This window comes from Pantoea sp. Taur (assembly GCF_009830025.1).
In the GTDB taxonomy this organism is placed as follows: Bacteria; Pseudomonadota; Gammaproteobacteria; order Enterobacterales; family Enterobacteriaceae; genus Pantoea; species Pantoea communis.
In genome coordinates, this window is sequence record NZ_SZZZ01000002.1 from 1 (window position 1) to 18,523 (window position 18,523).

Annotated in this window: 14 protein-coding genes and 1 pseudogene; 10 read left to right on the forward strand and 5 right to left on the reverse strand. The window is 50.5% G+C overall.

From position 1 onward, the window contains the following. Window positions 1-281 (forward strand): annotated as a pseudogene (locus FD744_RS25520) (IS4 family transposase); the annotation flags it as partial. 46 nt (window positions 282-327) lie between these two features. Here FD744_RS25520 and dtpA read toward each other — a convergent pair. Then, window positions 328-1,836: a dipeptide/tripeptide permease DtpA gene (gene dtpA, locus FD744_RS02455; protein ID WP_160867198.1), complete on the reverse strand. Its 1,509-nt coding sequence runs from the start codon at window positions 1,834-1,836 to the stop codon at window positions 328-330. 652 nt (window positions 1,837-2,488) lie between these two features. Here dtpA and FD744_RS02460 point away from each other — a divergent pair. Further along, window positions 2,489-3,178: a CTP synthase gene (locus FD744_RS02460; RefSeq protein WP_160867199.1), complete on the forward strand. Its 690-nt coding sequence runs from the start codon at window positions 2,489-2,491 to the stop codon at window positions 3,176-3,178. A 32-nt stretch (window positions 3,179-3,210) separates the two neighbouring features. On the opposite strand, the gene FD744_RS02465 is transcribed toward FD744_RS02460, so the two are convergent. Continuing rightward, window positions 3,211-4,170, reverse strand: a complete 960-nt coding sequence (locus FD744_RS02465; RefSeq protein ID WP_202403380.1) for a zinc-dependent alcohol dehydrogenase family protein — start codon at window positions 4,168-4,170, stop codon at window positions 3,211-3,213. 1,249 nt (window positions 4,171-5,419) lie between these two features. Between FD744_RS02465 and FD744_RS02475 the strand changes: the two genes are divergently transcribed. From FD744_RS02475 to FD744_RS02510, 8 genes are all read left to right on the forward strand, one after another. Then, window positions 5,420-7,942 carry a type VI secretion system Vgr family protein gene (locus FD744_RS02475; RefSeq protein WP_160867200.1) on the forward strand — a complete coding sequence of 841 codons (2,523 nt, stop codon included), beginning with the start codon at window positions 5,420-5,422 and terminating at the stop codon, window positions 7,940-7,942. A gap of 2 nt (window positions 7,943-7,944) precedes the next feature. Further along, window positions 7,945-8,400: a hypothetical protein gene (locus FD744_RS02480; RefSeq protein ID WP_160867201.1), complete on the forward strand. Its 456-nt coding sequence runs from the start codon at window positions 7,945-7,947 to the stop codon at window positions 8,398-8,400. 14 nt (window positions 8,401-8,414) lie between these two features. After that, window positions 8,415-9,545 carry a triacylglycerol lipase gene (locus FD744_RS02485; protein ID WP_160867202.1) on the forward strand — a complete coding sequence of 377 codons (1,131 nt, stop codon included), beginning with the start codon at window positions 8,415-8,417 and terminating at the stop codon, window positions 9,543-9,545. Continuing rightward, window positions 9,542-10,639, forward strand: coding sequence for a T6SS immunity protein Tli4 family protein (locus tag FD744_RS02490; RefSeq protein WP_160867203.1), 1,098 nt, complete (start codon window positions 9,542-9,544; stop codon window positions 10,637-10,639). Before FD744_RS02485 ends, FD744_RS02490 begins: the two co-directional genes overlap by 4 nt. 238 nt (window positions 10,640-10,877) lie before the next feature. Further along, complete coding sequence (gene yiaA, locus FD744_RS02495; RefSeq protein WP_160867204.1) at window positions 10,878-11,318, forward strand: inner membrane protein YiaA; 441 nt, start codon at window positions 10,878-10,880, stop codon at window positions 11,316-11,318. A gap of 344 nt (window positions 11,319-11,662) precedes the next feature. Beyond that, a complete protein-coding gene (locus FD744_RS02500; RefSeq protein ID WP_072226632.1) occupies window positions 11,663-11,917 on the forward strand; it encodes a PAAR domain-containing protein in 255 nt (84 codons plus the stop codon). Window positions 11,918-11,922: 5 nt separating this feature from the next. Then, window positions 11,923-13,041, forward strand: a complete 1,119-nt coding sequence (locus FD744_RS02505) for a hypothetical protein (RefSeq protein ID WP_160867205.1) — start codon at window positions 11,923-11,925, stop codon at window positions 13,039-13,041. Between the two features lie 110 nt (window positions 13,042-13,151). Continuing rightward, entirely contained in the window at window positions 13,152-16,454 is a 3,303-nt protein-coding gene (locus tag FD744_RS02510; RefSeq protein ID WP_160867206.1) for an ImcF-related family protein, read from the forward strand. Between the two features lie 108 nt (window positions 16,455-16,562). Here the strand turns inward: FD744_RS02510 and nth are convergent, their stop codons facing one another. From nth to rsxG, 3 genes are read right to left on the reverse strand one after another with little or no spacing between them, the layout of a single operon-like run. Further along, the gene (nth, locus tag FD744_RS02515) at window positions 16,563-17,195 is read right to left on the reverse strand and encodes an endonuclease III (protein WP_058962383.1); all 633 of its coding nucleotides are present in this window, start codon (window positions 17,193-17,195) and stop codon (window positions 16,563-16,565) included. Beyond that, window positions 17,192-17,893, reverse strand: a complete 702-nt coding sequence (locus FD744_RS02520; RefSeq protein ID WP_097119808.1) for an electron transport complex subunit E — start codon at window positions 17,891-17,893, stop codon at window positions 17,192-17,194. The genes nth and FD744_RS02520 overlap by 4 nt, the downstream gene beginning before the upstream one ends. Continuing rightward, window positions 17,890-18,522: an electron transport complex subunit RsxG gene (gene rsxG / locus FD744_RS02525; protein WP_166931562.1), complete on the reverse strand. Its 633-nt coding sequence runs from the start codon at window positions 18,520-18,522 to the stop codon at window positions 17,890-17,892. The genes FD744_RS02520 and rsxG overlap by 4 nt, the downstream gene beginning before the upstream one ends. Window position 18,523 lies beyond the last annotated feature (1 nt).

The window sequence follows — 18,523 nt, forward strand, 5'->3', positions numbered from 1 at the left end:
ACAATCTGGTGAGATATCAGATGATAAGAATGGCCTCAACGCTGAAGGGATACTGGCCTAACCAGCTCAGCTTCAGGGAATCGACAGCGTGGGTGATGAAACTGCTCTGGACACTTGAAGGCGCTTCGCCTGGGCGTATCCCGGAACTGGTAAAGGACGTAAGTTCGATAGCAGAGATGGTCAGACTACCGGGACGACGGGAGCGCTCGTTCCCAAGGGTGGTGAAAGAGAGACCCTATAAATATCCGACAGCCAGAAGAAAAAATGCCAGTCAGGCTTAACTGACTGGCATTAGGGCGTTTGCCCGGCTTATTCACATCACCTTCATTACTGATTGGCGTTAGCGCTTTTCAGTTCAGGCTGTGAAGCATCACTCTGCGTCATGCGGTTCAGCAGTGGCGCGGTGATCAGCATCAGGATAGCGATCACACCGGTCGCAATACCAATCTGCTGGAACACATGGCTGTAAACTTCCAGTGAAGCATGCGGATCGGTCACATCATTCGGTACGGCCATCAGATTCGCCACTTTACCGGCAATCATTGCAGCACCCGCCGTGGTGAGGAACCAGGAACCCATGATGAAGCCCATCAGACGCTGTGGGACTAACTGCGCCACCATCGCCAGGCCAAGACCGGAAATCATCAGTTCGCCCACACTCTGCAGTGCATAGCTGATGATCAACCAGTTCACAGACACAATACCGGCATCATTAGCGAACTTGGCACCAAATGGCAGCACCAGGAACGCAGCAGAGCACAGCACCATACCAATCGCGAACTTGTGTGGCATAGGCAGTTTGTCGCCCAGCTTGTTGTAAACCGCTGCCAGAATCGGGCTGGCCAGCATGATCCAGAACGGGTTCAGTGCCTGGAACTGTTCAGGTTCGAAGGTAATGCCCAGAATGGCATGCTCAACGTTACGAATAGCAAAGAAGTTCAGTGAGGTTGGCATCTGCATGTAGAGCACGAAGAACACAATCGCTTCGAGCATCAGCAGGAAGGCGACGATCATTTTACGGCGTGCTGCACCTTGCAGGGCAAAGGCTTCTTTCGCGAACACCAGCACGATGCCGATGGCAATCACGCCCAGTGCCATACGCGCAATGCTTTGGTGATGCAACAACCAGGCGGCAATGGCAACCAGCGCCACCACACCTACCAGCGTCATCAGCAATTTGCTGACATTCAGTGGCGCAAAGTCCGGTTTAGAACCGTAGTTTTTCACCAGGCGCTGGCAGAACAGGAAGTTCAGTAAGGTAATCACCAGACCCACCACGGAGAGCGAGAACGCTGCGCCCCAGCCGTAATGTGCAGCCAACCACGGTGTCAGCATCATCGAGAACAGAGAACCGATGTTGATCGACATATAGAACATGGTGAACGCACCGTCGATGCGCGGATCATCTTTCTCGTAGCAGGTAGACAGCAGAGAAGAAGGGTTGGCTTTAAACAAGCCACTACCCACGGCGATAGTCGCCATACCGACGTACACCATCGCAGTGTCATGACCTGAGAAAGCGATCAGTGCATAACCGAGCGCCAGCACGATCACGCCGAGCACAATCACGCGTTTGGTACCCAATACTTTATCGCCCAGCCAGCCGCCAATCGCGACCATGCCGTAAACCAGGGCGCTGAACGAGGTGAACAGGGTAATGGAGTCCGCTTCGGACATGCCAAGCTGTTTCACCAGGTAAACGGCCATGATGGCTTGCAGACCGTAGTAGCCGAAACGCTCCCACAATTCGATGGAGAAGATCAGATAAAACGCTTTCGGTTGCTTGAACGCGTTGAGGCTTACTGCCTCGTCAGTGTGTTTGTTTGCAGTTGACACGTGTACCTCAGTTTATACATAGCCTGTTTTACGACAGGAATTAAGTCTGCGTCGGGCTGAGTAATCCCGCGCAACATTGTTATTAGAAAGGAAAAACGGCGCCTAATTTGGCTGAATCAGGCCAACAGGGCAAGCATTTTTTGCACGCTGAAATACTTGTAACAGGTAGGGTTAATGCCGTTATAAGAAGCTGTAAATCAGTGTTAAATATTGCTGTGTGGCATTATATCAGAATAATCGTGCTAACTGGAGATCCTTAGGATCATTTTCCTGATATAAACCGCTTAAGGTGTATTTTACAGAACATAACGCTATAGATGATAATTTAAACCAATATAAAGACCGTGAATGTACATTTACTAAGCACAATTGCTTGATAGTTGAGCGTAATAGGCTGACTAAAGTTTCCAAATGGCTAATTTGTTGATCCTGCGCACAAAATTACGAATTAATTAAAACTGTAAAAGAAGTAAACGATTGCGTGGTCAACATCCGTCGAGTTAATCACCACAAAGAGGAATGTTTAGCCGTATAAAAAGCAGGCTATAACCAAAATGCGCGCAAACGAAAGTGAGTGATATCGCGCTGAAATGCGCTTAGACAGGTCGTGATGTTTGCTGTAACCTCGTTTTTTCCCTAAAAGGACGTAGCCATGACGCAGTCAGTTCGTGTCGCCCTTGTTGGCGATTACCGTGCCAATGCCGTTGCACATCAAGCCATTCCTCCTGCTGTACAGTTTGCCGTAAAATCCCTCTCGCTCGACGTCACCGCCGACTGGATCGCCACCCCAGACATCCATCAACACAACTGGAACGATTACGATGCCATTTGGGTGGTGCCGGGCAGCCCGTATCTCAACGACGAAGGTGTCTTTGCGACGATCCGCTGGGCGCGTGAAAACCACAAACCGTTCCTCGGTTCGTGTGGCGGTTTCCAGTATGCGGTGGTGGAGTACGCCCGCAATGTACTGGGTTGGGAAGATGCCGGGCATGCGGAAACCGATGAAAGTGGGCGCTGGGTGATTGCCCCACTGGCCTGTTCGCTGGTGGAACAGCGTGGCACGGTGACTTTCGAAGCGGGTTCAAAGATTGCGCAAGCTTACGGCACGCTGGAGAGTGATGAAGGGTATCACTGCAATTTCGGCGTGAACCCGGAATTCAGTGACGCGCTGGCAACCAAGAATCTTAAGATTACGTCATGGGATTTGGATCGTGACGTACGCGGTGTTGAACTGACCGATCATCCGTTCTTTGTCGCGACGCTGTTCCAGTCAGAACGGGCGGCGCTGCAAAATCGGCTATCCCCGCTGGTGGTCGCCTGGCTGCAGGCTGCGGCTAAATAATTGATTGAACAGAGAGGCTGCTTCGCCTCTCTTTACTCGTCCAGACACAGCAGGGGTTTACGCGCACGACCCGACTGGTGATAACTTTCGATTGCCGCGCGCCACTCTTTCAATGGGAAAATTTCCACCTCACCACACTCGCTGTCGCGCAGCAGTGGCCAGATCTTTGAGAAAAGCTGTTGCCACGGTGCCGCGCCAATATCGCCCAAGGTGTGCCGCACATGAAACCAGTGCAGTGCTGGACGGGCGGCATTCACTTTTACCGGCGCGCCGCTTAATACCCCGTAAGCCACAAAGTGCGCGTGCTCAGGTAGCGTTCGCCAGATCAACTGCCCCACATCGCCCCCTACCGCATCAAAGACGATATCGGTTTGCGCACTCACTGCTTCTATCGCTTCACGCGCGTTGTCCTGCAACGCAGTCAGATCCAGGGCATGCAACCGTTCGGCATGTGCTGACGCGCGATACACCACCACAACCCGACGCGCACCGTGCAGTTTCGCCCACTGGGCCAGCAACAGGGCGCAAGCAGAACCACCGGCAGTGATCAGGACATTTTTACCGCTGACCGGCCATTGCTGCAGCATCAGCCAGGCGGCCAGCGGATTGATATAGGCGCGTGCGGCCAGCGTACTCGTAATATCCGATGGTACCGGAATAGCGAGTTGTGGATCGATATCCACATAACGTTGCCAGCAGCCCATACCACGCAGCGGTAACACGCGTTGCCCCACTAAATGTGAGTAAGCAGAGGGCGCGGAGATCACGGTGCCCACGCCTTCGTAGCCAGCGACCTGTGGCGGCGCGACACGGTGACGATAAGCACCGGTAATCGGGATCAGATCAGATGCGTTCACTGGCGCATAGTGCATTTGCACGCGCAGCAGATCAGCGGAACAAGGGGATAAAGAAGAGGATTCCAGCGTCAGTACATCAACAGGATCGCCAAACTGCCGATACCAGAGCGCGAGATTGCGATCCGTTATCGGCATGGACTCAGACTTCGGTTTTGGCGTCGAATTAGGATGGTGAAGTCCTAAATAACCATTATTTAATGTCATGAGGTTTTAGCTTAAGGACGATTTCTTATAATTCTACATGACCACTTTTGCTTTTTTCCATTAATAGCAACCCGCTAATGCAATGGATTATATCCTTTCGGTTAAAGCCCAGATCTGCCGGCATCTCTGATAGAGAGGAAAATGTGTCCCAAACTGAGTGCTATTTGTGAAACAGAGATAGCGGTGGCGCTTTTCCCCCCCTCAACCTCGGCAATGTGTACCGGGCGCAACGATCACGGCAATCGCCCCCCAAAATAATCCCTCGGAGAAAGTTGTTATATTTTCTTACTGGTTTTTCCTCATTTGAATGAAGTGACCGCCTGAGAATAAATTTTCTCAAAAATTTTTTCAGATATTTCTGGCTAAATTATGAGCCATCTAACAATGACTTAAAGCCAAATCTAAGAATTTCCTTATATAAATCAGCAATAAGAGAACGTGTCAGGCTGTTGCTTTAGGTCCATTGATTACTTTATATTCGTGCGCGGACTTACAGGAAAAGTCGGGTCTTAATGCTTTTCTCCACTATTTATACGATTGAATCATAAGTGTGGATTATCAAACTGGGGCTTTGAAAGTCCGTTCCAATTTACGCCAGTGCCTGCACACCGCAGGGGCGCATAAGTCAATCGAGCTTCCCCTCTCGTTCATAAGGAGAACGCAAGGGTGGTTAAGGTTAACCCTGTGATGCACGACATCAAGGGCACTTATAAAAAGAAGGGCAACTACCTGGAGCAGATTGAACTGCGCAGCGAATAAAAACCTGGACTTACAAGGATGTCAAAATCATTCATTCCAATTCATTGCACGAACGCGCCTTCGCGTAAGCCCGTGTGGGTGGTTCACTGTGCGCTTTTTCAGAGGTTCGCCTGCGCGCAGATACGCCTCTGAAAAATACACCGATTTACAGATGCCTCAGACCTTATAGGCCTCGGTTAACGGCCAGGGGCGGTAGCGTGCCTGAAACAGAGTGAGAATTTATCAAATTTAGTAGTCGCAGCAGTCGTATGACAATCACTGGGGGCGGTTTTTCCCTATGGAAAAGCATGCGATATCGGTGACGTTAATCCCTGATAGCTTGATAAAGAAGTCATTATCGGCAATCAAGAAATAAAAATCTTACTGACGTTATTCTCTCTGCAATTAGTGGGAGACATAACAATTCGTCATCAAGGAGAGAATGACAATGATCCCCTCTGGCCTAATAGAAAAAACAGCATCGGTAATTTCCTCTACGCTCAATCGATATTCTTTATTGATTCCAGCCTGCAATTCACCGATTGATGTGGAAAATCTTACGGGCATGGAAGCGCTGAGCGAGAACTACCTTTACAGCGTGATGTTCACCAGCCCGGATAATGACATTTCACCAGACCGGATGCTGCGCAAAGCGGTGACGCTGATTATGGGCATTGGACCTCTGCAGAAATTCGAATCGCAGAAGATTGTTCACGGCTACATCACCGACTTCCGGCGTCTGACGGGTTCCGCAGACCAGGTTAGTTATCTCATTATTATTGAACCCCGCTTTGCGCTTCTGGATAAGCAATACCGCTCACATCGCTTCTTTGTGAATAAATCCGTTCCGGAAGTTGTCAGTCAGATACTGGATGAGCATGGTTTTCAGGGGTGGGAATATGAATTCAGCCTGAAGCATGACTACCCCAAAAGAGAGCAGATTAACCAGTATCAGGAAAGTGACCTGAAGTTTGTACAGCGTCTGTTGTCTGAAATCGGCATTTTCTATTACTTCACACTTCATCCCGACACTCAGACTGAGGTCATCCGTTTTGGTGACGCGCAGAGCGCTTATTCCGATCAGAAGTCGCTGCCGCTGAACAGCCCGTCAGGTCTTGAAGACAATGCTCAGGAATCTGTCTGGAACCTGAATCTGACCCATAACGTGGTTGAAGCGGGTGTGACAACAAAGGATTACAACCACCGTGAGGCACAGCGCGTGCTGCGGTCGGTGAAGGCTGATATGACACGGGGTGATGGTGAGAATATCTCTTACGGGGAGGTTTATCACTATCGTCCCCGCCATCCTTACAGCGGCGATAAGTTTGCTCCGGAGACCGAGACCGCAAACTTTTATGCCCGTCTCGATCATGAACGTTTTCTTGCCCGGCAGACGCTGATATCCGGTATTTGCAACGATACTTTTATCGGCCCCGGACATGTTTTATCTGTTACCGAAACAGGCATACCCACGCTGCCTGCACAGTTGCAGAGTCCCGTTTTAATCACCCAAATCAATGTCAGTGCGAGCCGACGTTCGGCCTTTCAGGCAACGCTGAATGCTGTGCCTTACAGTGAGACGCTTTGCTGGCGCCCCGCACTGCCTGCTCGTCCTAAAGTCAGCGGTACCATGACGGCGCGCGTGACCAGTGCGAAAGACAACGACATCTATGCCTGGCAGGATGCATCCGGGTTATACCGAGTGGTGTTTGATGCGGACGAGGAGGGTAGAGAGCGCGGCCTGGAAAGCATGCCCGTTCGCCTCGCGAAACCTTACGGTGGAGATATGTACGGCTTCCACTTCCCGCTGATACAGGGGACGGAGGTGGCAATAGCGTTTCGTGAGGGTGACCCGGACCAGCCGTATATTGCTCATGCGCTGCATGATTCTCGTCATGTTGATCACGTCACCGAGAAAAACAGCACCCGCAATGTTATCCGTACGGCAGGGCTGAATAAACTGCGTATGGAGGATAAGCGTGGTGAGGAGCATATCAAGCTCAGCACGGAGTATGGGGGCAAGACGCAGCTGAATCTGGGGCACAATGTCGATGCGCGGCGTGAGCTTCGTGGCGAAGGAGCAGAGCTACGGACTGATAATCATATCGCTATCCGTGGTGGCAAAGGCGTGTTTATCACTGCGGATATTCAGCCTCAGGCACATGGGAAGATGTTGTCGATGCAAGATGCACTTAGCGAACTTCAAAAGGCGCAGCAATTAACTGAGTCCTTGCGAAGTGCAGCAGAGATGGCAAAAGCCGAATTGGCGGATTTACAAACCCAGAAGTCGCTTTTGAGTGATGCCATCACCGAGCTTAGGCAGTCTGCGTTACTACTCTCAGCGCCTGGTGGCATCGCGCAAGCCACGAGTAAAAGTCTGCAACTGTCAGCAGGTGAAAACCTCATTGCAACCAGCGGTAAAAACACTGACTTCAGCGTAATGAAAGCTTTTACGGTGGCAGCGGGCGAAAGAATCAGCCTGTTTGCACAAAAGCTGGGACTGAAGTTACTAGCAGCTAAGGGGAAAGTCGAAATTCAGTCTCAGAGTGATGAGATGTTGCTGGACGCATTCCAGGATGTACGCATCAGTAGTAGCGAAGGTAAAGTTATCATACGTGCAAAACAGGATATTTTGCTGGTAGGTAGCGGTGGTGCTTATCTGAGAATAGGAGACGGTGAAGTAGAGAGCGGTGCCCCGGATAAAATTATTCAGCGCGCAGCGGTATGGCAAAAATTCGGTGGTCAAAGCGCAAGCGAAATGTTTAATACCTGGCAACAGGGTAATTATGAACTCAACACGCAACTCATCCGGGCAGGAACCAAAGAAGCGGTAAAAAGTCATCAGGGGAATGTGATTAGTGCTCTTGGGAAGACATTGGCGACCTCAGATGATGCAGGGAAAATAGCCCCTCAAAGCTTTCCTGACATTGCCAGCATCAATTTAAACTTGAACAAGGAGCGTTAGTCATGTCTGAGGAAAAAACGACACCAAAAATTGAGCCGACATTTGATGAGGATGGTAATGCTTGTTATCAGTTGTTTACCACGCCTAAAGAAAAAAACATTTTACAGCGATGTGTCGTGTATCCAGACCGGGTTATTCCAGTCATTTTTATACCGGGAGTAATGGGTAGCAATTTAAAAGATAAGAAAGGTAAAAAAATCTGGAGGCTTGATAGTAATCTCCAGATTTTAGGCGACTGGTTTAAAGAAAATGCGGCAGTCCGAAAAAAGAAATTAGACCCTAATGAAACAATAGTTGATGATGGCGGAAATATTATCGGAAAATCAGAATCCCATTTGCTCAAAACTCGCCGGCAGCGAGGATGGGGAACTGTGGGATACACAAGCTATGCCACTTTTCTTGACTGGCTGCAGAACACGCTTAACGACTTTGAAAACACCCCTCTAACGAGCGCGTGATTCTACTGAAATCTATGCTGAAAACAGAAACAGGTGATGTCTCACTGAGTAAAGGTGAGGTGGATTTGACTTACCGTTACCTTTTTCCGGTATTTGCCATGGGTTATAACTGGCTGCAGTCAAACGGTGATTCAGCAATTGCATTGGCTAAATTCATTGACAAGCAAATTCAGTTTTATCGGCAGAAGGGCCGGATGTGCGAGAAGGTGATCCTGATTACGCATTCCATGGGGGGGCTCGTTGCCCGGCACTATACTCAGAACCTTGGGGGGGCAGCCAAGGTTCTGGGAGTGGTACACGGCGTGATGCCGGCACTCGGAGCCGCAGCGACTTACCGCAGAATGAAAGCCGGGACGGAAAATGGCTCAGGCAACGTAGTTGGTTGGTTGGGTGCACAGATACTTGGCCCAAGTGCGGAAGCCATGACCGCCGTGCTATCTCAGTCTCCCGGTCCTCTGCAACTGTTACCGGGAAAAGCTTACGGGCAGCGCTGGCTGAAAATCAGGGATGACAAAACCATCCATGCGTTACCGGTAGCCGACCCTTACAGCGAAATTTATCTGCAGCGGGATAAATGGTGGGGGCTGTGTGAGGGTCAGTTTATAAACCCTGGCAAAAGCACTGACCCGGCAGACAGGGATAAAGATTGGCAAACATTCTCAAAAACAATTCAACGAGAAGTTAAGCCTTTTATCGAGGATCTCTGCGGAAAGTATCATCCGAATAGTTGGGCATTCTACAGTGCGGATATGACGTACCGGGCCTACGGTGACGTCTGCTGGCGCGCAAATACTCCTCGTGCAGAAGCGTGGCTGAATCGCAACCGTAAGCGTGACGGGCTTGCAGCTCGCGCGCTTGATAAAACGGAGATGTTTGAGAAACGAAGCGTTTCTTCCCCCCTCTCAGGTAGCGGCTGGGCAACGGGCATTCATCAGACTTATCAGCTTTTGCCAGCAGAAGAGGCTGGGGACGGGACGGTTCCGGTGCGGTCTGGACGTATTGCTGAACATCATTTGCAGGCGCGTTTTCAGATTTCCGTTTCACATGAGGCAGCCTTCCAGAACAGACAGGCGCAGAAGTTTACCTTGAGGGCGCTGGTGAAAATCGTTCAGCAGATAGAACAGACCGCGCTGAGGTATGAATGAGTATTAAAAAACCAATCATAACGCTGGTGCTGCTGGCCACCGGTTTTACCAGCTGGTATGGCTACAGATGGATGCCGCCGAGAATAAATCTGACCACTGAGGAGCACAATAACGTGACGCACTTTTTACAGGGAATGGCCACTCGATGTCTTGGACGTTATCTGATAGACCTACCCAATACCTTCGCCACTTCATCAGATCAGGTTATAGCATATGTTAACAAATCACCGCTGAATTATAAACGCATCTATCCTCCGGCTTTTAAACAGAAGATCCGTTTGAGAGAAATTGAATTATCTGCCACAAAAACATTACGCCCACAGGATATGCCATTTTTGAAGGCTATCCATTCTTTACCTGATGGCATGCAGGGCGTTGTATTTGAACGAAATGAAAGCACCCAGATTCCTGATGCTTCACGTATCCTTGAGGCGCACCTCTATACCAATGGTGTTGCAGTAGAAATAACCATGGAAGCCGATAATGGATTATCGTCGCGCTATGATGAAGAGCGAAAGCAGACCCCCGAAATCTACGGTAATACCGTTCCGCAAAAACTGATTGAGCTGACTAAGCTGCTTAAGCGCATTTCCGGCAGGAAAGAAGATGACATACCCAACACCCCCGGTTTTTGCCTGCCAGAGTTGTTCATTAAGGATGGTGATAGCAAGCAAAAAGAGCGCTACGGTTTCCTTTACAAATCATCAGAATTTCCCGCATTAGATTTTGATTTTGACAGCGATAATTACATTGCGTCTGATGATTCTCTGCTGGAGAGAAGTGCCATGATGGAGCGCAACATCAAGCGAGCCGAAGGCAATACGATCGCCAGTGGACGCCGTAACATTAATGGATTGTATGCAGAACAGTGGCTGGCAAAAGGATTGCTTAGTGACACCTACGGTGAAAAAGCCCTCCGATTTGTCATTAATTTCAATGAAAAAACGGCATCTCTCATGCATCCAATGTTATCTCTGACGTTCCTGCAGCAGGGTCTTGAGGGCGAGGGACGTCTTACAGAGGCCGAAGCAGTAAGTATCTGGCAGCAGATTACCGACACTATCCGTATCCGCCCAAATGCGATAGCAAAATAGCCTGCTTTACCTAATCATTAGTACAACCGCATGACATATATGTTTTTTTGCACTGAATGTCGCCTGTCTATTGCCAGACATTCTCCCATTCAATCCGAATATTTTTACTGTTTTTAGTCAACGGCTGTTTGAAAAATGCGCACAGGGCGCAATGCCCTGGTGCATTGGTCTGAATTTAATTCCGGCGGCAGGTCTTTTTAACATTTTAACTTATTTTTAATAAATTAAAGGAAATCCTATGAAAACGCAGAATATCCCTGTTTCACCCGCATTTATCGCTATTTCCTGGATTGCCATGATCGGCGGCAGTGTGGTTTATTTGGCCGGTTTGTGGCAGGCAGGGATGGAGCTAAATGAAAAAGGCTACTATTTTTCTGTGCTGATTCTTGCGCTGTTTGCTGCGGTTTCATTGCAAAAAACGGTTCGCGATCGCCAGGAAAATATCCCCACAACTCGCCTTTACTACGGAGTGTGCCTACTGGCATTTGGTCTTTCAGTTGCGCTGCTGGTTATCGGATTGGTGAATGCAACACTGATGCCTAGCGAAAAAGGGTTTTACGGTGTGTCATTCTTCATGGCGCTATTTGGTGCAGTAGCCGTGCAGAAGAATACCCGTGATAACCAATTCACAGAACAAGGGATACCGGTTAATAATAACGTTGAGAATACTTTGGAGTAATGGCTGTCGGGCGGTGATGCGCCCGATTCGAATTATACAATTAAAGATTGTTCATATTTATTTTTATTTGGCCATTACACCTTTTGTTGAGAGTATGCACATTTAATAGAGTATGCAATTATGATTGACAGGAATGCCGTGGTTCAACTTTTATGCGATCACGTTTTTGTATACTATCGATATAGTGAATAAATAAGTTTAAACTAGTCAACCCTTAGTCGTAATCATGCAACAAAGTATATTTGTCTGTTATTTATTATTTTAAACTATTCACTTTTATATTTCATGGTTTATTCATTTCCGTTAATGCTTTATCTCACCATTTAAAATAGGAGGGAAAGTATATGCCAGCACTGACTTGCTTAGGCGATGCAACCACACACGGCGGTAAGGTTATATCAGCCACATCAACCATGTATGTCGAAGGTGTACAAGTGGCATTAGTAGGAGATAGCGTTTCATGCCCACTGCATGGTTCTAACCACATTCAGCAAGGCGATCCTACAGTGTTTGATAATGGCGTTCAGGTGGTTGTTCACGACTGCGTATGTGAATGTGGTTGCAAAGTTATCAGCTTTCGAAATGAGATGGTAGATTAAATAAAATGAATTGGCCAATTCCAGATATCCCACCAAAAAAAATCTTGAAGAAACCATCCATTAAATTCTTGACGATTGTTTTTATTCTTTTGATTTGCTTAGGTGCATTAACTTCAATTTTTCTGCTGAAAGTTCATGATTACAGAGATATAATAATCAATGGTTTGCTACCTTCAGGGTTGATATGGCTATGTCTCGTGGGAATTATTTGGTTTCGCTATGATCAATCTTCCAATGCAGCTATATTATGGGGTATTCAGACTCAACTTACCAAATCTCATTGGCAGCGTTGGGCTATGTGGCAAAGGCCGATTATAGCAAATATAATCTTGTGTCCTGAAGAAAATGGAAGCGAAGCTTTAATTGGAGATCCTTCTAATATTCCAGCATATCCGGTTAAATGCAGGCATCTACACCACGATTTTTTAAATTTAAGCTCTAAGTTTATTTTTTTAGATGAAAATCTGGAAAGACAATGCCCTGGTTATCGAAATAGTCTTTATGACATCATTTTACTCAAAACAGAAAAGCATGATGCATCTCACATTTCTGAGGCTGTATTTAAACAATGGGATATTGTCCCTAATATTGTGTCTGTGACTGACCAATACTTTTCAGGTTCTGAATTCTGTTCGATTAAAGAAATGGCACTGATTATTACATTACAGGATTGGCCTAACTCTGTTGAATGTGGATATAGTGAATTCATTAACGCAAGTCTTATATGTTCATCAGAAATGATCAAGAGTGATTCATTTCTTGTCAAAGCAGGTGTAGGGAGATTTTTGCATTCAAACTCTCTGACGAAATCACTTGATATTCTCACAGAGTATAACAGGTTGGAGGCTTCAGAAATGAAGCGTGTATGGCTTTCGGGAGTTGAGGAGGCTGATAAGATTACAATCGTACGCTATGCTGAAGAAAAAAAATGGGCACTTCCTTCTCGATATCCATTTTTGGTTGTTAATCATTCATTTGGCCCGCCAGGACCACTATCCTTTCCTGTTTCTATTTCACTATTAGTTGATGCTGCAATTAGAACGGGAGAAACTCAATTATTAATATCAGGTGGCAAGGATAAAGCCTATTCATTTTGTCTGATTACAAGGAAGTTGTTTTTATGACATCAGCAGCTTCGCCGGTCATTCGGCGTTTTAGTGTAACAGGATATTCAATATTAGTCGTGGCGCTTGCATGCGTAAGTGCATTCCTGATCACTACTTTCAGAAGTGGTATGGATATCTTAGGCGTAAATGTTGAATATTTTTGGTTAATCTGGGGGATGTGTGTAATAGCTTTAATAATAGCTGTCTTTACTCTTCATTTTTATCAGAAAAAGTCAATTGGCGAAAAGCAAGAGCAATATTTACCTCAAAAAATAATTGGGCACGACAAGCAATTAGATAAGAAAAAAACCACTTCAACTGAAAATCACCGGATTATTCTTCAGCATCTCCATTATGCTCTCCGCCAACAACACGGCCGTCTTTGGAATTTCAAAGTTCACATCCTTCTCATCACGGGCAGCGTGTCAGACGTTGAACGCTTGGCACCTGGCCTGACCAATCAACTCTGGCAAGAGGACAGTGGTACGCTGTTGTTGTGGGGCGGCGATCCCGCCTCTCAAACTGATGAAAACTGGCTGATTGCTTTAAAGCGTCTGCGTCGCCGTCCTGCAGACGCGATAATTTGGGTGACTTCTGCTGCTGACCAGCTTAACGACATTGGCGGGTTGCCCACTACTGCGCAACCTTCCAGTGCCGCGATTGATGCCACCGCACATGCCTTATCGGCTCGCTGCAATATGCTCGGCTGGCGACTGCCGCTGTTCGTCTGGTCATTGCATATACGGGCTGGAAAGCAATCTGGCCGTATAACTCAGGCCGTTGGGTTCCAGACTTCCACAACCAATAATCACGATGCATTGCTCGCGGCACTGGCGGCGGATCTCATCGCGCAGGGGACCCAGCAGGTGGCGGGCTCGCCGCAGCATCACTTTTTGCTGAGCCTCGCGGACCAGCTGGCGCGTGTGCCTGAATCGATAACTACGCTGCTTTCTCCGCTGCAGAGTGTTCATCGCTCTCTGCCGCTGGCGGGGATGGTGTTCAGCCCGCAATCGGAAGGTACGGCACTTACGGTGCCACACCATTGGATACGCGCTAACCGCTGGGATGCGCTGCCTGCGTCTTCAAATGAACTCCCTGCTCATCTTCGCCCGTCTCGCTATGGCATGCAGTGGAATCGCATTCTCGCCGCAGCCGCCTGTGTGCTGGTGGTACTGTGGGGAGCAGGAATGCTGGTCTCTTTCGCCGCCAATCGCAGCATTATCGGTGATGCCGTACAGGTGACTGAAAACGCTTCTGACAGCAGTCAGTCTTTAAAACAACGGCTTGCTGCGATGGGCGTGCTTCAGGATACGATCGGGCAATTACAGTATCGCCAGGAGCATGGTACGCCCTGGTACAGCCGCCTCGGACTGAATCAGAACGAAGAACTGCTGTCTGCCCTGTGGCCTCTTTACCGTCAGGCGGCGCTGCCCCTGCTACGCGACGCCGCAGCCTTGCAGCTTACTGACGCGCTGAAAGCCTATGCCGCACTCCCACCTGACAGCCCATTGCGGGAAACGCAGTCAAAGCAGGCCTACACACAGCTCAGACTGTATCTGATGCTGACGCGCCCTGAACGTATAGATCCCAGTTGGTTCAGCCAGACGCTGATGCAGAACTGGACGCAGCGACAGGGTGTGGACAAGGCATACTGGCAGGGCGCCGGGAGTCCGCTGCTGGCCTTCTATGCAGATAATCTCAATGCTCATCCTGAGTGGGCGCTGAAAGCAGACCCGGAGCTGGTCAGGCAGGTGCGCGCCCTGCTGGTTCGCCAGATGGGGGTGACCAACAGCGAGTCCCGCCAGTATCAGAGGGTGCTGGCGCAGGTGGCGCACCAGTATGCCGATATGCGCTTGGCCGATATGACCGGCGATACGGATGCCGGTCGGCTGTTTACCACCGATGAAGTTGTTCCCGGCATGTTCACCCGTCAGGCCTGGGAAGATGGCGTTAAACCCGCGATTGAAAAGGGGGCGCGGGAGCGGCGTGAGGAGATGGACTGGGTACTCAGTGATGCGCCGCCCCCCGCTGGTGATGCTTCCTCACCCGAAGCGCTGGAGGCGCGGCTCACCAGCCGATACTTTGCCGACTACAGCGCAGCCTGGCTGAACTTCCTCAACAGCCTGCGCCTGCAGCCTGCACCGACGCTTTCCGACGCAATTGACCAGCTCACGCTGATGGCGGATGTGCGCCAGTCGCCGCTGGTGGCGCTGATGAACACCCTTAGCGTGCAGGGACGGACCGGGCAGAGTGGGGATGCTATTGCTGACTCGCTGGTGAAGTCTGCGCAGAACCTGCTCAGTAGGGAAAAGCGCCCTGCCATTGACCAGAACAGCGGCCCGAGCGGCCCACTCGATGCGACTTTCGGCCCGCTGCTGGCGCTGACTGACAGTCAGGGCAGCAGCAGTATGAGCCTGCGCACCTTCCTGACGCGCATGACTCAGGTGCGTCTGCGCCTGCAGCAGGTCACCAACGCAGCAGACCCGCAGGCCATGACGCAGATGCTGGCGCAGACGGTGTTTCAGGGGAAAACCGTGGACCTGACTGACACGCGTGATTACGGCAGCCTGGTCGCTGCCGGGCTGGGACAGGAGTGGAGCGGTTTCGGACAGACAGTGTTTGTGCGCCCGATGGAGCAGGCCTGGCAGCAGGTGCTGATGCCGGCTGCGGGCAGCCTGAACGCCCAGTGGCAGCAGGCGGTGGTGAACGAGTGGAACAGCGCGTTTGGCGGCCGCTATCCGTTTAAAAATGTCAGCAGTGAGGTGTCACTGCCGCTGCTGGCGAAATATCTGAATGCGGACAACGGTCGCATCACCCGCTTCCTGCAGTCGCGCCTGAGCGGTGTGCTGCACCGCGAAGGCACCCGCTGGGTACCGGACAGCATCAACGCCCAGGGACTGACATTCAATCCCGCATTCCTGAAAGCGATGAACCAACTGAGCCGGATTTCTGACGTGGTGTTCACCCGCGGAGAGGCCGGGCTGCACTTTGAGCTGCGTCCTGGCACGGCTGCAGACGTGATGCAGACTGACCTGATTATTGACAGTCAGAAGCTCACCTACATGAATCAGCAACCGGTGTGGAAACGCTTCACCTGGCCGGCTGACACTGAAGCGCCCGGCGCATCACTGAGCTGGATAAGCACGAAGGCTGGCACCCGCCAGTATGGTGATATGCCAGGGAGCTGGGGCCTGATTCGCCTGCTGGATAAGGCTCAGGTCAGCGCTAATCCGGGCATCAGCAGCAGCTGGCAGCTCACCTGGCAGGCTCCCGACGGCCGTCCGCTGAACTACATTCTGCGAACAGAAGCGGGGGAAGGGCCGCTGGCGCTGCTGAAGCTGCGCAACTTCACGCTCCCGGCCGACATATTCATTATCAGTAACGCCCCGGACGTGCCGGATGAAACTTTTGTCAGCGAGGAAGACTCATGACCCTGCAATCCCTGATTAATGCCTGCGGTGCGAATGCGGACCATCTTCGCGTGCTGGCGACGGACTCAGTCTTTCTGTGGGAGCCGTGGCTGAAGCCCCTGGCGGACACTAAGACTCTTTAGCGTCGAACTCACACAGATCTTCAATCAGGCAGGAGCCGCAGCGTGGTTTACGTGCCACGCAAGTATAGCGGCCGTGCAAGATTAACCAATGGTGGCAATCGACTTTAAAGGCAGATGGCACCACTTTGATCAGTTTATCTTCGACTTCTTCGACATTCTTGCCGGGCGCGAAGCGGGTGCGATTGCTGACGCGGAAGATATGCGTATCCACGGCAATGGTCGGCCAGCCAAAGGCGGTATTCAGCACAACATTGGCGGTCTTGCGTCCGACGCCGGGCAGGGCTTCTAATGCCGCACGGTCCTCCGGAACTTCACCACCGTGCTGCTCGATGAGAATGCGGCAGGTTTTAATCACATTCTCTGCCTTGCTGTTAAACAGGCCGATGGTCTTGATGAACTCTTTCACGCCATCAACACCCAAAGCCAAAATAGCGGCGGGGGTGTTCGCTACCGGATACATCTTCGCCGTGGCTTTGTTCACGCTAACATCCGTGGCCTGTGCGGATAACAGCACCGCAATCAGCAGTTCAAACGGCGAACTGAAGTACAGTTCCGTTGTGGGATGCGGGTTGTCATCACGCAGGCGCGTGAGAATTTGCAGTCGCTTTTCCTTGTTCACACGGCCTTCCCGGTTTCACCTTGTGGCGCGGCTTCAGGTTCAGCAGCGCGCAGTGCGGCTCGTTGCTTCATTTTCTGATCGATCAGATATTTACCGGCCAGCAGCATGCCTAAGCCAATAAAAGCTCCAGGCGGCAGCATCGCCAGCAACATCGGTGAATCGAAATGGAACACTTCAATGCGCAGCGCTTTGGCCCAGGGGCCCAGCAGTTGGTCAGCACCGTTAAACAGGGTGCCGCTACCGATCAATTCACGAATCGAACCTAGCGTCACCATCGCGCAGGTCGCGCCCATACCAATGGCAAAACCATCCAGCGCCGACAGCGGAATACTGCTCTTAGAAGCCACTGCTTCAGCGCGGCCCACCACAATACAGTTGGTCACGATCAGGGGAATAAAGATTCCCAATGACTGATACAGGCCATAAGCGTAAGCATTGATCAGCATCTGCACGCAGCTCACCACCGAAGCGATGATCATCACGTAAATCGGGATGCGGATTTCAGCCGGCACCCAACGACGCGAGGCGGAGATAGCGCTGTTGGTGATGGTCAACACCAGCGTGGTGGCCAGGCCAAGGCCGAGGGCATTAGTGGCGGTTGAGGTCACGGCCAGCAGCGGGCACAAGCCGAGCAGCTGCACTAAGGCGGAGTTGTTCTTCCACAGGCCGCCAACCAGCAGGGATTTTGCTTCACTCATGGTGCATCTCCACATTCGGGCAGCGAAGAGAGCTTCGCTGGCAACGTTTCAATCAGTAATGCGGTACGTTTAGTGGCATTCACCACTGCGCGCGGGGTAATGGTCGCGCCGGTAAATTGATCAAATTCACCGCCGTCTTTTTTCACCGCAAAGTTCTTGTCGTCGGCACCGTGCACCACTTTGCCGTTAAAGCTGTTGATCCAGTCGGAGATACGCAGTTCGATCTTGTCGCCCAGACCCGGTGTTTCATGGTGTTCCACCACGCGGACACCTAATACTTTGCCGTGAAAATCGGCACCGACCAGCATCTGAATTGCACCAGAATAGCCGTCTGGCGCGGTGGTCTCAAGCGCCGCCGCGACGGGTTTATCACCTTTACGCGCCAGATAGAGATGATGCGGCTGGTTATTGCCTAATGCCGCTGCATCCGTCACCAGGAAACACTCTTGCTGAATGTGGTTGTCATACATCTCGGTAGGCACTACCTGATCGAGCAGGTTTTTTTGCTGCAGTGCCGTTTGATGTTCCACCGTCGGCTTGGTGACATAGTTCACCACCGCAGTGACGCCGGTGGTGATCACCGCAAACGCCGCCAGCGTCACGGCATTTTTACGAATAGCATCGAACATC

Coding starts and splice junctions, on each gene's coding strand:
- rsxG (WP_166931562.1), bottom strand. CDS start 18,522: ATGTTCGATGCTATTCGTAAAAATGCCGTGACGCTGGCGGCGTTTGCG.
- FD744_RS02475 (WP_160867200.1), top strand. CDS start 5,420: ATGACAATGATCCCCTCTGGCCTAATAGAAAAAACAGCATCGGTAATT.
- FD744_RS02500 (WP_072226632.1), top strand. CDS start 11,663: ATGCCAGCACTGACTTGCTTAGGCGATGCAACCACACACGGCGGTAAG.
- FD744_RS02510 (WP_160867206.1), top strand. CDS start 13,152: ATGGATATCTTAGGCGTAAATGTTGAATATTTTTGGTTAATCTGGGGG.
- FD744_RS02520 (WP_097119808.1), bottom strand. CDS start 17,893: ATGAGTGAAGCAAAATCCCTGCTGGTTGGCGGCCTGTGGAAGAACAAC.
- FD744_RS02465 (WP_202403380.1), bottom strand. CDS start 4,170: ATGCCGATAACGGATCGCAATCTCGCGCTCTGGTATCGGCAGTTTGGC.
- FD744_RS02505 (WP_160867205.1), top strand. CDS start 11,923: ATGAATTGGCCAATTCCAGATATCCCACCAAAAAAAATCTTGAAGAAA.
- FD744_RS02480 (WP_160867201.1), top strand. CDS start 7,945: ATGTCTGAGGAAAAAACGACACCAAAAATTGAGCCGACATTTGATGAG.
- FD744_RS02460 (WP_160867199.1), top strand. CDS start 2,489: ATGACGCAGTCAGTTCGTGTCGCCCTTGTTGGCGATTACCGTGCCAAT.
- FD744_RS02485 (WP_160867202.1), top strand. CDS start 8,415: ATGCTGAAAACAGAAACAGGTGATGTCTCACTGAGTAAAGGTGAGGTG.
- FD744_RS02490 (WP_160867203.1), top strand. CDS start 9,542: ATGAGTATTAAAAAACCAATCATAACGCTGGTGCTGCTGGCCACCGGT.
- yiaA (WP_160867204.1), top strand. CDS start 10,878: ATGAAAACGCAGAATATCCCTGTTTCACCCGCATTTATCGCTATTTCC.